Here is a 13,873-nt window from a genome sequence, read left to right on the forward strand (position 1 = left end):
TTCAGTCGGTAGATTCGTTCAGAATTTTTTCCTGCCGAGTCCGTTTCAGATCAGCCTCGACCATCATTCGGGCCAGTTCCTCGAAAGAGACTTTCGGTTCCCAATTCAGTTTTTCACGTGCTTTAGTCGGATCGGCACACAGCAGTTCCACTTCCGCAGGACGGTAAAACTGTGGATCGATCTCCACATACTTCTTCCAGTCCAGTTCCACTGCTCCGAACGCTGCTTCCAGAAATTCCCGCACGGAATGCGTCTCTCCCGTTCCAATCACGAAATCATCCGGTTTTTCCTGCTGCAGGATCAGCCACATTGCTTCGACATAGTCGCCGGCAAAACCCCAGTCACGTTTGGCATCGATATTCCCCAGATACAGTTTGTCTTGTAAGCCCAGCTTAATTCGGGCCACTGCCTGAGTGATTTTTCTCGTCACAAATGCTTCACCCCGACGGGGAGATTCGTGGTTGAACAGAATCCCGTTGCAGGCAAACATCCCGTAGGATTCACGGTAGTTAATCGTCTGCCAGTAGGAAAAGACTTTGGCACATGCATACGGACTGCGCGGATGGAAGGGCGTCGTTTCACTTTGGGGTGTTTCAACCACTTTACCAAACATCTCGCTGGAAGAAGCCTGGTAGAAATGGACTTGTTTATCATTCTGCTGTTCAAAATAACGGATGGCATCCAGCAGCCGTAGTGTGCCCACACCAGTGACTTCAGCTGTGTAAACAGGTAGGTCGAACGAAAGTCTCACATGGCTTTGCGCTGCCAGATGATAAACTTCATCCGGTTTCACCTTGTCCATGATTTCGTTCAAATTCGAACCGTCTGCAAAATCACAGTAATAACAGTTCTCGGGAGGTTCACCGATACCGGGTTTGCTGCAGGAAGTAATCCCATGAACTTCATAGTCTTTGCCCTTCAGAAACCTGGATAAATAATATCCGTCCTGGCCATTAATTCCGGTAATTAATGCAACTCGTTTCACTGTAATCTATCCTCGAATTGAATTTGGTTCGATTTCTGAAAGCAGGTAAGCACCGGCATACCTGCAGTGTAGTCGGTTTTATCGAAATCGCAATACATGGTCTGCGTGCTGCGTGTCTTCCAGATCGCATTACATTTTACTCCCGGGCACATCACATTTTACTATAGCGCCCCGACCCACAATACTCGATCCAAACGGCCCTGGAGCCCCTACAGTAAAACTGGACACCGTCTAAATGGATCACTTCACTTCATTGCTTTGAGCAGATCGGTGACCTTTGATGTAATATTTTAATATCTCCCAGCGTCGAATCACCCCCAGCATCCGATGAGGCTGCTCGCGGGAGACAACCGGCAAACAGTCAAAAGAATCTTCACGGAATTTGCTCCAGACGCGTGCCAGGGAGTCATCAGGATAGACCACCGTTTCCAGATTATTCGCCAGGTCGGCCGCACGTACCAGTGACCCTATCTTCGGGTCAAACAGGGTATTACTCAAATCCTGATAGCGAATCACTCCCACTACTTCCTCCTGAGGACCTAAAACAGGAAATGTGTTATCGTGACTGTGTTCAATAAAAGAGATCACTTCATTAAATGTTGCTGTCTGCGAGATGCCTTTTACATTTTTGCGGTAAAGCTGTTCCACTAAAATCTGATCCGGGGGTTGATCTATTTCCGAAAGCAATCCAAAAGATACCAGAAAGCGCCGAATCATCGACTGGAATTCACTGATCGGATCACCGGCCGTATGATGGATGGCGTTAATCAACGGAACCTCACCCGCCCGCAGCACAGACTGGCGGATCATAATCGGACCGACAATCTCAAAGAACACAACGGAGCCTAAAATGATCGTCTGTAGATGCCCTCCCAGCACCGGGTCGCGACTGACGGCTATGCCTGAAAGAGCAATCGCGGCTCCCGCCTGGGCAAACAGAGTGGTTCCCAGCCACAGGGAGACTTCCGGTTCTTCCTTACGCATTCGGGCGGGTACAAATATTCCGATATATTTACCCAGTAGACGGAACACAATATAACTGGTCCCGATCAGCCCCGCATCGATGAACTGACTCGGTTTTAATTCTGCACCATGAATAATAAAAAACAGGACGCACAAAAACCCGGTCAGAGGATATAATTCGGCCTCGACTTTGGGAACCTCTTCCTCTGTCAATGAGTTGGCGACCGTGAATCCCATCGCCAGAAACGTCAGCATATAAGGCATCCCGGTCGTACGGCATAATCCCAATGCGATCGCAATCAATGCGATGAACATAATCATTCGGCGGCTACCTTTAATGATTGAACTGCCGTAGCTGATCATCAGACCGCCGAACACACCAATAAAGATCGAACCAAAAATGTCCAGCCCCAGATGTCCCAGTTGAGTAAATACCGAACTGCTCTGACTGTCTCCCTGAAAGAAATAGACGGCGACAAAGATAATCTCGAAAGCGACAATGGAGACTAAATTATTCAGCGCGACCAGGATGCCTGTATATTCTGAAATCGAACCTTCCGACTGCATTTCTTTCAGCACCAGAATCGTGGTGGCAGGCGCAGTGGCAATCGCCATTGCCCCCAATAGAATCGCAGCGCTCCCGGACTCACCTACCAGCAGTAAGCCGATAAAGACAATAAAAAATGTTGCCAGGATTTCACCTACCGAGAGTGGCAGAACGCGCCGAAACAATCGCCTCAGGCGCGAGAGTGTAAAATGGTTCCCCAGACCAAATAAGACCAGCGCCATCGCCAGATCAGTCAGTGGTCTCAATTCCTCAAGATGCTTATGGGGAATCAGGTCCAGCAGCGCAGGCCCTAGAATCACACCCATTAATAAATAGGCGGTCACCTTGGGAAGACGAAACAGCTCTCCCAGTGTTCCTGAGAGCAGACCGGCAGACAGAAATATTCCCAGTGTAAAGATAATGTGCCAAGAGCCCATTCGAACGTCCTGTTCTTAAGTAATCGATGACCAGATACGGGCCGATTATAGCAGATCACCAGTTTCGGTCGATCCTCAGACTCTAATCCGCGCCAGAAATATTTGATTCTAAACTACTATGTGACAGTAAGTTCGAACACTAGCATGAACGGCATTCCATACAAGAGATGACTTCCGGACCTGATAATTCAGTCCAGGTTCATCGTCACGGTTTTCAGCTCTGTGTAACTGGCCAGACCCGCAGCACCGAGTTCGCGTCCGATTCCGCTGCGTTTAAATCCACCAAAGGGAGCGGCTGCGTCAAACACATCATAACAGTTCACCCAGACAGTCCCCGCTTTGATCCGATCAGCCATCAGATGCGCCTTTTTCACATCACTGGTCCAGACAGCAGCAGCCAGACCAAAATGAGTGTTATTCGCACGAGCAACAACTTCTTCCATATTCTTGAAAGGCAGGATACTCAATACCGGACCGAAGATCTCATCGGTGGCAATCGACATTTCGTCGGTCACATGATCAAAAATCGTCGGTTCCACGAAATAACCTTTGGAGCCAAATCGAGATCCCCCTGTGACACACTTTGCCCCAGCATCGGTTCCCTTCTGAATATAGCTCAGAATTTTTTCCATCTGGGCCTGATCCACCTGGGGTCCTTGTGTCGTTTCCGGATTCAGCGGATTACCCAGTTTTCGGGCCGCTGCTTTCGCGGCAATTTTTGCAACGAATTCTTCATGCACCGATTCTTCCACAAACAGTCGGCTCCCGGCACAGCAGCATTGCCCCTGATTGAAGAACAGGCCGAATTCCGCGCCGGCAACAGCTGCATCCAGATCGCAGTCCGCAAACACGACATTAGGGCTCTTTCCGCCCAGTTCAAATGTCAATCGCTTCAAGGTTGCCGCGGCATCTGCCATGATGATTTTGGCGGTCGCGTCTTCGCCCGTAAACGCGATTTTATCGACATCCGGATGTTTCACCAGTGCAGCGCCTGCTGTAGGTCCGTAACCGGGAACAACATTAATGACGCCCGGAGGGATTCCCGCTTCCAGCGCGAGTTCCGCAAGTCGCAGACAGGATAACGGTGTCTGTTCTGCGGGTTTCATTACAATCGTACAACCCGCCGTCAAAGCAGGCGCCCATTTCCACGCGACCATTAACAGCGGAAAATTCCAGGGAATGATCTGGCCAGCGACACCCAGTGGTTCGCGCCGGGTGTAACAGAAATGGTTTCCACGAATAGGAATCGTGGTTCCTTCAATCTTGTCAGCCCAACCGGCGTAATAACGCAGACAGTCAATCACCAGTGGCAAGTCAGCAGCACGGCTGTCGCGGATCGGCTTCCCGTTATCCAGCGATTCCAGAGCCGCCAGCTCTTCGATGTTTTCCTCGATCAAATCCGCCAGACGATAGATCAGTCGACCACGATCTCGTGCATCCATTTTAGACCAGGGACCTGATTCAAAAGCTTTGCGGGCGGCTTTCACTGCCAGATCAATATCGGCAGCATCCCCTTCAGCGACTTCGGCGATGACCTCTTCCGTCGCGGGATTAATCGTTGCGAATGTTTTTCCGCTGATCGCATCCACCCATTTTCCATCAATCAGCAGTTGCGTCTGTCGGACCTGGGGGGTGTCGGCTACGGTATCAAGAATCTCTGTCGCCATGACTGAATCTCCTGAGAATATGTTGAGCGTTTAAATTCATCAGGACGGGATTAGTTGTCCTGCGAAGGTTGGATACTGCCTTCTAGATCGCATCACATTTAACCATAGCGTCTCCCGTACTATTATACTCGATCCATCTGGTTTTGGAGACGCTACAGTAAAACTGGACACAGTCTTGAACGTTCATTCTGATTAAATTGAATCAGGTTCTCAAGAGGGATAGGCTTATGCGCGTAAAAAAGCCTGAGAACAGATAGAAGAGATGCCACTGAAATCCAATGCAGCTTACACCTGAAAGATTGAAGAGTGTGGTCCAGGCATACTAACAGAACACCCGGGCTTTCAGGGCTGAGTAAACAGAACGAGAGACGCTATGGTTAAATGTGATGCGCTCTAGATGGCCCGCAGGATAGCAGCAGCAGTTTGACCAAACGAGGTGCGACTGACTGTCATGGCTGTCCGTTTTGACATGGGACGAACGTCGCCATGAATGACATCCAGATTACATAAAGGATCTGGAGTTTCATAATTCAAAGTCGCCGGTGTAGCACCATGGCGGAGTGAAAGAATGCTTGCAGCCAGTTCGACAGCACCTGAGCCAGCATCAAAATGACCAAAGTAGCTCTTGAGAGCGGTGATCGGAATCTTAATCGCATCATCGCCAAACAGACGATGGTAAGCTCTGGCTTCAACCTGGTCATCAATTTTCGTGCTCTTGCCGTGTGCATTAATGTGCCCCAATTGGTGAGGCATTAAATTAGCCTGACGCATCGCAGATTCAACGGCACGGATCAGACCAGTGTCACTTTCCTGATCACTGTTTGTGTCAGATCGCCCATCACAGCCAGCGCCCAGCCCAATGACTTCCGCATAAATTTCGGCACCGCGACGAACTGCGTGGTCATAATTTTCGACCACAAAAGCAGCAGCCCCTTCACCGAGAATCGTACCAGTGCGAAAACGGTCGAATGGACGACAGGCACGCTTGGGATCTTCATCCCGCGATAACAGATCGATCAGATTTTTGCGAGACAGGTCGACCGGATTAATATTGGATGTACAGGCTCCGACGACCATACAGTCGACAGCACCACGTCTGATCCAACGCATCGCTTCTGCTAATGCGAGCAGTGCCGATGAATCCTGGCTGGTAATGGTATTATTGGGTCCCTGTGCATTATGTTCGATCGAGATATGGCAGGCGGGCATATTGGGTAACTGCCGCAACATCCACAGGGGGGTAATCTGTCCCATGGTATCTTCACCCCAGCGGGTGACTTCGAAGGAGTTATCTTCGGCACAAAGTTTGACAGCTGCGACGAGTTCATCAGGAGTGGTAGGAATATGTCCTGCACCAAAGGATACGCCAAACCGTTCCGGATCAACCACCCCACGCTTGATGCCTGCATTTTTGACAGCATCAGAAGCAGCGGCTACACCCAGTTGAATATCTCGAGACATTACTTTCAGGAATTTTTTGTTGTAGAGATGCACCTCGGGATTGAAGTCTTTTACTTCTCCCGCGAGTTTTGAAGGCAAATTCTCAGTCGGAATCGACTCAAGTCGACTAATCCCCGTTTTGCCTGAGCATATGTTCTGCCAGAAAGTATCGATACCGATACCGATTGGAGAAACAATTCCAATTCCAGAAATAACTACGCGTGTCTGATTTGACCCAGCCATCTTAGCTTGACCCTCAATCTCCTATAGCGAAACAGTACAAATCCATTAACGGTACTATTTAAAACCATAGTTATAAGATCTTTGAAACTCTCAGCTTAACACAAGTGTGCTCAGTACTCTGGGAGTAACTTTTGCAGCTTCTATGAGTTCCTTCTCTTTATATATATCGGAAAAAGATAACCTCAAAGCTGAGAGCGATCTCAAACCCTTTGATTAATATCCATAAGCTCTAACAATTAAACAAGTTATTCAACAATAACCGTTTACAGGCCCAGTCGTTACCGGGGACAGAAGTCGCTCCGGATTGAGCCCGCAGAGCTTAAGGAAGGTGCTTTAAAAAGCAAGGGTATGTGAGAGCAAAACTCCCGTTTTCAGGTTGGAAATCCTTTTCGCAGGTTCGAGTGAAATCAGTTCAGATCTACTAATACAATTGAGGTCCCCTTCAACTATATCTAGTATCTGATTGATACCATTCGATGTGTATTACACACTTTGCCGATTAGTTTGTCAAGCGATTTTCCAGAAAAGCTGATTTCTCTGATACTTCCAGCTCAAAGTCGCTAAACTCCCTGATCGGCAGTCTCCCGATGGTTTCAGGCATCTTTGATCTCAAAAACCGCCTCAATCTCAACGGCAACACCTGTCGGCAATGCGGCGAAACCCAAGGCACTACGGGCATGATAGCCGTCGCCGGTTTTGCCATATAGATCATGAAACAGGTCCGAGGCACCGTTAATTACCAGATGCTGGTCTGTGAAATCGGGTGTCGAGTTCACGCAGCCCAGCAGCTTGACGACCTTCAAACCGTCCAGAGAGCCATGCTCATCACGTACTGAGCGCAGAATCTTGATCGCACAGTCGCGGGCAGCTGCCTGACCTTCTTCCACTGATACATTTTCCCCCAGTCGGCCTTTCTGATCGCTGACATGCCCCGATGTCATCAGCAGATTACCGCTACGGATGCAGAGATTTAGATATCCGGGTTCAATCGGTTCAAAAACCAGACCTAACTCAGCCGCTTTTTGCTCAACAGACATACTCGACTCCTTCAGATGCAAACAGTTTCTCAAACAACCAGTCAGTGACCGCATTCACCGTGTCAACAACGCCTGGATGCAGCCACTCAAGATCACAAACTCTTGACTGAAAGCGCATCTGCCAGCGTGGACAGAGCCAATGTAGAAGGATCGTCAGAAGATTACAATCCTGTGGGATTACGTAAAAAACTGAAACTCGCCAGAAGGAGCGAACGCGTTCTTAAAATGCCGTATTTCCGGTTGCGACTGGTCGGAACTCCACAAAATCGAGATAACATCAAACCGTGCCGGCTGCGACAACAACTGCTGCTTTTTTAGAAAAACACCTGCCAGACGGGTCAGTTGTTTCTGTTTCTGCAGGGTGACCGCCTCAAAGGGCTGGCCTTTCGCATCGCTCTTGCGGGTTTTGACTTCGATAAAAACGACCGTTTCGCCATCGAGTGCGATCACATCGATTTCACCATGATCCGTCCTGTATTGCCTCGCAATGATCGAATACCCCAACTGCTTCAAAAAGCGAACTGCTGCGCGTTCGCCTTTATCTCCCAGTAATCGACTGAGCCATTTTCCAGCCATGTTCGAATACCGTCAACAGGGGTGAAGTCGCCCCATCTCTAAAGCGCATCGGGCAACTGATTCAGGAGCACCGGAACAGGCCCAGTGCTCCTGCTGCATTTTCGATGTTACTCGGCGTCTTTGACTTTGGCACGACGTTCGGTCAGGCGAGTTGCTTTACCAACGCGGTCACGCAGGTAGTACAACTTGGCGCGACGGACACGACCATGTCGTTTGATTTCCAGCTTGGCGATTTTAGGTGAATTCACGGGAAAAATCCGCTCGACCCCTTCACCGGCAACGATGCGACGCACTGTGAAGTTTTCACGTGTTCCACCACCGCGGCTGGCGATAATCACGCCACTGAAAATCTGGATGCGCTCTTTGTCACCTTCCTGGATTCGTGTGTGCACATCAACGGTATCGCCGATTTCAAACTGAAGTGGCTCTTCGCGAAGGCTGGACGCTTCTACTTTTTTCAATAATTCCTGCATGACTCAAAGTCCTCTTGGTACATTCTCCGGAGCCCTGACAAGGACACCTCTAATGCACTGTTTACAATATCTGGTTTAAGTTGAATTTGATTCCGATTCAGTTAACAGATCACTGCGTCGTTCACGAGTTCGCAACAGGCTCTGCTCATGACGCCAGCGGGCTATCTCCTGATGGTTTCCACTTAACAACACTTCCGGAACTTCCATTCCACGAAAGTTTTGAGGCCGCGTGTACTGCGGATATTCCAGCAGCCCCGATTCGGAAAAGGAATCGTATTTGGCACTGCTTTCATCACCCAGTACTCCCGGTATTAACCGGATCACAGTCTCAATAATTAACATGGCCGGGACTTCCCCTCCATTGGTAATGAAGTCACCCGCCGATATTTCCATTGGCTCAAGACCAATGCGGATTCGTTCGTCGAACCCTTCGTATCTTCCACAAAGCAAAGTCAGTTGTCGTTCTTTCGATAATTCCTGTGCCAGGCTTTGATTTAATGTCCGCCCCTGGGGGGTTAACATGATCAGTTTACCCGGCTCAGGAATGACTTTCTGAACGTGTTCTACACATTGAAACACCGTGTCACAGCCAATCAGCATTCCCGGCCCGCCACCATAAGGGCGATCATCTACCGAGGCGTGTTTGTCTGTGGCCCAGTCTCGAAAATTCCAACGTTGAATCTCAACCAGTTGATTCTGGATGGCCCGCTTGAGCAGGCCCTGTTCCAGATAGCTGTCAAACAGTTCGGGAAACAAAGTCAGAATATCAAATCGCATAAAGCTCTCTCAGAGCGAAACTGTTTCAAAACGACTCAGAAAATTACTCTTCTGAGGGGGTTTCTTCTGCAGCAGCTTCTTCTGTTGCTTCTTCAGCTTCTGGTTCCGGCTCGGGAGCAGGCTCTTTAGGAGCAGTCAGAGGTGCCGGAGCAGCCGCTGTACCAAATTTATTTTTCTTGACCTTCTTGATGAGTGTAGCCACGTTTTCCGAAGGCTTTGCACCTACAGACATCCAGTAGTCTACGCGTTCCATGTTGATTTCGACGCGTTTTGACTTATCGGCTACTGAAGTATCATAAGTACCGATTTCTTCAATTGCTGCACCATCACGTTGTTTGCGTGAATCCATTACACAAATACGATAGAAGGGGCGATGCTTACGTCCCATTCTTTTCATACGAATACGAACTGCCACTAAATTCTCCTTTAGGTAACTAACTCTAATCTTATGGAAGATACAAAATGTTGTAAGAGACTCTGACTCGAACACAGCGCTTACCGTCAGTCCGACTAACGGTTTTTCTTTCGCTGCTTCTTCTTGTTTTTACGATCTTTTTTCTTTTTCTCTCGCAGCTTCATTGGGTCGCCACCCCGTTTGCTGCGTTCTTTTTTATTGCTCATGCCTCCCATCGGATCCATCATGGCTCCCGATGACAGTTCCCGCATGGCTTTCATCTTGTCACGCATACCCATGCCGGCCATTTTTTGCATCATGCCCGCCATGTTATTGAAATCTTTGATCAGTCGACTGATATCCGAAGGATCAGATCCACTTCCCAACGCAATGCGACGACGGCGGCTGTGATCGATCAGGCCGGGTTCTTCCCGTTCTGCCGGCGTCATCGAACTGATGATCGCGTCGATCCGCTTCATTTCTGAACCAGGATCCACATCCGGATTCGTATCCATCAGACCGCCCATGCCGGGAATCATTTTCATGATTTCCCGCATCGGTCCCATCTTACGAATGGTCGCCATTTGCTTCTGGAAGTCATTCAGGCTGAATTTTCCTGAAGCCATCCGGTTCTGCAGATCAGCGGCTTCTTCTTCATTAAACTGTTCTTGTGCCTTCTCCACCAGGGAGACAACATCGCCCATCCCCAGGATACGTCCCGCCATCCGGTCAGGGTGGAACGGCTCCAGACGGTCCAAAGCTTCGCCGACACCAATAAACTTGATTGGTACGCCGGTAACTTCTTTGACACTTAACGCAGCCCCGCCACGCGTGTCTCCGTCCAGCTTGGTCAGGATGACGCCATCCAGTTCCAGCGCCTCATTGAATGCTTTCGCACTGTTGACAGCGTCTTGCCCTGTCATCGCATCACAGGCGAAGATCACCTGATCAGGCTGAAGCTTGCGTTCAATCTGCTCCAGCTCTTTCATCAGGTCTTCGTCAATGTGGAGACGACCGGCGGTGTCCAGAATGACGGTGTCAATATTGCCCAGCTTTTTCGCCTGGGTCAACCCGTTCTGACAGACTTTGACCGCGTTATTGCCTTGCGGCGCTTCCGCATGTACGGGAACGTCGACCTGGCCGGCAATCACTTTCAACTGCTCAATCGCCGCAGGACGCTGCAGGTCGGCTGCGACCAGCATTGGCTTGCGCCCCTGTTCCTTCAGCAGGCGTGCCAGCTTTCCACAGGTGGTCGTTTTACCGCTCCCCTGCAGGCCGCACATCATGATAACTGTGATACCAGTCGGCCTGTATGTAAAACCAGGCTCGACGGGCCCCATCAGATTGATCAGTTCCTGATGAACAATACCGACGATCTGCTCATCGGGTCGAATGGACTTGAGAACTTTTTCACCAACCGACTGCTCGGTGACCCGTTCAATAAAGCTGGTGGCAATTTCGTAATTAACGTCTGCTTCCAGTAAAGCCTGTCGTACTTCGCGCAACCCGTCCCTGATATTGCCTTCGGTGAGTTTTCCACCACGGGCAAGACCGCTGAGTGCAGTTTTCAGATTGGACGTTAAACCTTCAAACACGTTAAAAAACCAGACCGTTAAGAACTAAATCGAATTTATTTTTCTACTGGGGATGCCAGACATATCTGCTTCACCACAGCTCATTCACAATGGAACCTGAGCGCAAAACCGGAACCTAAGCCGAACAACGACAGCAGGTTAAGGCATGTCGCCTGCTTCCCCGTCGTTGTCAGTGTTCTCAAAGTTATGATGAGGCAATAACTTGCATCAAGTCGTGGAGTTTAAAAGCTGACTGAACAATACACAACGGTTCCAGCACTCCTTTTTAAAATTCTTGTCCCATTTACTCAGCAAAATTCCTACAATGTAGTGGAGAAAGCAGACAATCTTGCAATAATGTCATCACTCAACCCCGGCAGAAGCACAGGATTCTTCGGTTTAACTGTGATTTCCACCACTCTGGCTGGAGTTTTTTGGATTTGCCACGCTCGGAAACCTTATATTTACTGTCTATTTTGTGTAAGGTTTCTGATCACGTTTTCTGACCTGTAAAACCATGTGACCATGAGTTCAGAAGACCCATGCACTTGCCAGCGTGTCATCTGGGACACGCCGGTTTCCGTCTGCTTACAAAGCCTGTTATCCCTCTGTCACTGCATATTTGAGTTGAACGAAACAAAGAAAAAGATGAGTAACACAAAAAATCTGTTTGATAAAGTCTGGGACTTACACTGCGTCAAAACTCTTGAATCCGGGCAGGATCAGTTGCTGATCGGCTTACACCTGATTCATGAAGTCACCAGCCCGCAGGCGTTTGAAATGCTGCGTGATCGAGGACTGAAAGTGCTGTTCCCCGAACGCACGATTGCTACGGTGGACCATATCGTACCGACTCAAAATCAGGCACGTCCCTTTGCCGATCTGCTGGCGGAAGAAATGATGTCCGCCATCGAAAAAAATTGCCGTGAGTTTGGCGTCACACTGCTGGATGTTGATGATATCCGTCAGGGAATCGTACACGTCGTCGGCCCTGAGCAGGGACTCACACAGCCCGGTATGACCATTGTCTGCGGTGACAGCCACACTAGTACACACGGTGCCTTCGGCTCGATTGCCTTGGGAATTGGAACCAGCCAGGTCGCACACGTGCTGGCTACTCAGACCATGGCTTTGGGACGCCCTAAAGTCCGTCAGGTTGTCGTTAATGGCGAACTGGGTCCTGGCGTGACTGCCAAAGACGTGACACTGCACATCATCCGCAAACTGGGTGTCCAGGGAGGCGTGGGTTACGCCTATGAATATGCAGGCGAAGTTTTCGATCGCATGTCGATGGAAGAACGCATGACAGTCTGCAACATGAGTATCGAAGGGGGGGCTCGCTGCGGATATATCAATCCCGACCAGACGACAGTCGATTATCTGAAAGGCCGTCCCAATTCCCCACAGGGAGCCGCCTTTGACAAAGCCGCCGAATGGTGGCTCGGCCTGGCTTCCGGGCCCGACGCCAAATTCGACGATGTCGTGGAATTTGATGCCGCTGACATCGAACCCACAGTCACCTGGGGCATCACTCCCGCTCAATCTGTCGGCGTCTCTGAAAACCTGGCCCCCATTTCCAGCTATCCCGCTGATGAGCAGACGCTGATCAAAGAAGCGTTCCGCTACATGGAACTGGAAGAAAACCAGCCCATCAAGGGGCAAAAGATCGATGTCGCCTTTATCGGTTCCTGTACCAATTCCCGAATTTCCGACCTGCGTGAAGCAGCGAAAGTCGTTGAAGGGCGCCATGTCGCCGAACATGTGCGGGCACTGGTTGTCCCCGGATCACAACTGGTACGCAAGCAGGCGATCGAAGAAGGTCTGGACAAAATCTTTTCCGATGCCGGCTTTGAATGGCGTGAAGCAGGCTGTTCAATGTGCCTGGCTATGAATCCGGACAAACTCGTTGGAAACGAACTGTGTGCCTCCTCCAGTAACCGTAACTTCAAAGGTCGCCAGGGAAGTCCCACCGGCCGTACCCTGTTAATGAGCCCGACCATGGTCGCTGCAGCAGCCATCAATGGCTGTGTCACCGACGTACGGGAACTCCTCAGCCCCGCAGCGGTCTAACTCGTTACATAATCTAACTGACAAAATAAATTCGATTGCATAGATCAAAAGAACAGACCCATGAATAAAGTAGAAAACATTACCGGAACGGGAATTCCGCTTTTACTGGACGATATCGACACCGACCGGATCATCCCGGCCCGCTTTTTACGTTGTGTCACATTCGAAGGTCTCGGCGAGCATGCGTTCGAAGACGACCGCATTCAGGATCCGGAGCATCCCTTCGACAAACCAGAATATCAGGATGCCTCCATCCTGGTTGGCGGCCGTAATTTTGGTTGTGGTTCCTCTCGCGAACACGCACCACAGTCGCTGATCCGCTGGGGCATTAAGGCGATTATTGCAGAATCCTACGCGGAAATCTTTTTTGGTAACTGTACTTCTCTCGGAGTACCCGCCGTCTGTGCCAGTCGCCAGGCCCTCGAAGCATTAGACAAAGCCATCAAGCAGAATCCAAAGCAGGAAATCACAGTTGATCTGCTGACTATGAAAATCAGCTGTGGCGATCAGCAGTTTGACTGCACCCTGCCTGACAATGCACGTTCGGCCTTGATCTCAGGTACATATGACTTTTTAGCGCAACTGCTGAAAAGCACCTCCGAAATCAAAGAACGGGCGGCTGACGTTCCTTACTTCACTTCATTTGCCTGAGCACCGGACACAGATGCTCCCCTGCTGTTAACAGAGGGG

General features: G+C 49.8%; 12 protein-coding genes. 2 read left to right on the forward strand and 10 right to left on the reverse strand.

From position 1 onward, the window contains the following. Position 1: 1 nt before the first annotated feature. The 10 genes from gmd to ffh all read right to left on the reverse strand — a co-directional run bounded on the left by gmd (position 2) and on the right by ffh (position 11,134). A complete protein-coding gene (gmd, locus tag Pan161_RS15700) occupies positions 2-985 on the reverse strand; it encodes a GDP-mannose 4,6-dehydratase (protein WP_145228546.1) in 984 nt (327 codons plus the stop codon). 240 nt (positions 986-1,225) lie between these two features. Beyond that, positions 1,226-2,932: a cation:proton antiporter domain-containing protein gene (locus Pan161_RS15705; protein ID WP_145228547.1), complete on the reverse strand. Its 1,707-nt coding sequence runs from the start codon at positions 2,930-2,932 to the stop codon at positions 1,226-1,228. 188 nt (positions 2,933-3,120) lie between these two features. Further along, complete coding sequence (locus Pan161_RS15710) at positions 3,121-4,599, reverse strand: aldehyde dehydrogenase family protein (protein ID WP_145228548.1); 1,479 nt, start codon at positions 4,597-4,599, stop codon at positions 3,121-3,123. A gap of 393 nt (positions 4,600-4,992) precedes the next feature. Further along, positions 4,993-6,282, reverse strand: a complete 1,290-nt coding sequence (locus tag Pan161_RS15715; protein ID WP_145228549.1) for a beta-ketoacyl-[acyl-carrier-protein] synthase family protein — start codon at positions 6,280-6,282, stop codon at positions 4,993-4,995. A 593-nt stretch (positions 6,283-6,875) separates the two neighbouring features. After that, a complete protein-coding gene (locus tag Pan161_RS15720) occupies positions 6,876-7,319 on the reverse strand; it encodes a RidA family protein (RefSeq protein ID WP_145228550.1) in 444 nt (147 codons plus the stop codon). Between the two features lie 177 nt (positions 7,320-7,496). Beyond that, on the reverse strand, positions 7,497-7,895 hold the full coding sequence (locus Pan161_RS15725; RefSeq protein ID WP_145228551.1) for a YraN family protein: 399 nt from the start codon (positions 7,893-7,895) through the stop codon (positions 7,497-7,499). A 107-nt stretch (positions 7,896-8,002) separates the two neighbouring features. Further along, on the reverse strand, positions 8,003-8,368 hold the full coding sequence (rplS, locus tag Pan161_RS15730) for a 50S ribosomal protein L19 (protein WP_145228552.1): 366 nt from the start codon (positions 8,366-8,368) through the stop codon (positions 8,003-8,005). A gap of 75 nt (positions 8,369-8,443) precedes the next feature. After that, on the reverse strand, positions 8,444-9,145 hold the full coding sequence (gene trmD, locus Pan161_RS15735) for a tRNA (guanosine(37)-N1)-methyltransferase TrmD (protein ID WP_145228553.1): 702 nt from the start codon (positions 9,143-9,145) through the stop codon (positions 8,444-8,446). Between the two features lie 43 nt (positions 9,146-9,188). After that, positions 9,189-9,560, reverse strand: a complete 372-nt coding sequence (gene rpsP / locus Pan161_RS15740) for a 30S ribosomal protein S16 (RefSeq protein WP_197995326.1) — start codon at positions 9,558-9,560, stop codon at positions 9,189-9,191. 95 nt (positions 9,561-9,655) lie between these two features. Continuing rightward, the gene (gene ffh / locus Pan161_RS15745; RefSeq protein ID WP_145228554.1) at positions 9,656-11,134 is read right to left on the reverse strand and encodes a signal recognition particle protein; all 1,479 of its coding nucleotides are present in this window, start codon (positions 11,132-11,134) and stop codon (positions 9,656-9,658) included. 627 nt (positions 11,135-11,761) lie between these two features. Here ffh and leuC point away from each other — a divergent pair. Both leuC and leuD read left to right on the forward strand, forming a co-directional pair. Continuing rightward, the gene (gene leuC / locus Pan161_RS15750; RefSeq protein ID WP_145228555.1) at positions 11,762-13,183 is read left to right on the forward strand and encodes a 3-isopropylmalate dehydratase large subunit; all 1,422 of its coding nucleotides are present in this window, start codon (positions 11,762-11,764) and stop codon (positions 13,181-13,183) included. Between the two features lie 60 nt (positions 13,184-13,243). Then, complete coding sequence (gene leuD / locus Pan161_RS15755) at positions 13,244-13,834, forward strand: 3-isopropylmalate dehydratase small subunit (RefSeq protein WP_145228556.1); 591 nt, start codon at positions 13,244-13,246, stop codon at positions 13,832-13,834. The last annotated feature ends 39 nt before the right edge of the window (positions 13,835-13,873 follow it).

Origin of the sequence: Gimesia algae (assembly GCF_007746795.1) — a bacterium.
In the GTDB taxonomy this organism is placed as follows: domain Bacteria; phylum Planctomycetota; class Planctomycetia; order Planctomycetales; family Planctomycetaceae; genus Gimesia; species Gimesia algae.

Excerpts from the sequence above, each read along its gene's own strand:
- Pan161_RS15705 (WP_145228547.1), bottom strand. The coding sequence starts at position 2,932 with ATGGGCTCTTGGCACATTATCTTTACACTGGGAATATTTCTGTCTGCC.
- Pan161_RS15710 (WP_145228548.1), bottom strand. The coding sequence starts at position 4,599 with ATGGCGACAGAGATTCTTGATACCGTAGCCGACACCCCCCAGGTCCGA.
- Pan161_RS15715 (WP_145228549.1), bottom strand. The coding sequence starts at position 6,282 with ATGGCTGGGTCAAATCAGACACGCGTAGTTATTTCTGGAATTGGAATT.
- Pan161_RS15720 (WP_145228550.1), bottom strand. The coding sequence starts at position 7,319 with ATGTCTGTTGAGCAAAAAGCGGCTGAGTTAGGTCTGGTTTTTGAACCG.
- Pan161_RS15725 (WP_145228551.1), bottom strand. The coding sequence starts at position 7,895 with ATGGCTGGAAAATGGCTCAGTCGATTACTGGGAGATAAAGGCGAACGC.
- rplS (WP_145228552.1), bottom strand. The coding sequence starts at position 8,368 with ATGCAGGAATTATTGAAAAAAGTAGAAGCGTCCAGCCTTCGCGAAGAG.
- trmD (WP_145228553.1), bottom strand. The coding sequence starts at position 9,145 with ATGCGATTTGATATTCTGACTTTGTTTCCCGAACTGTTTGACAGCTAT.
- leuC (WP_145228555.1), top strand. The coding sequence starts at position 11,762 with ATGAGTAACACAAAAAATCTGTTTGATAAAGTCTGGGACTTACACTGC.
- leuD (WP_145228556.1), top strand. The coding sequence starts at position 13,244 with ATGAATAAAGTAGAAAACATTACCGGAACGGGAATTCCGCTTTTACTG.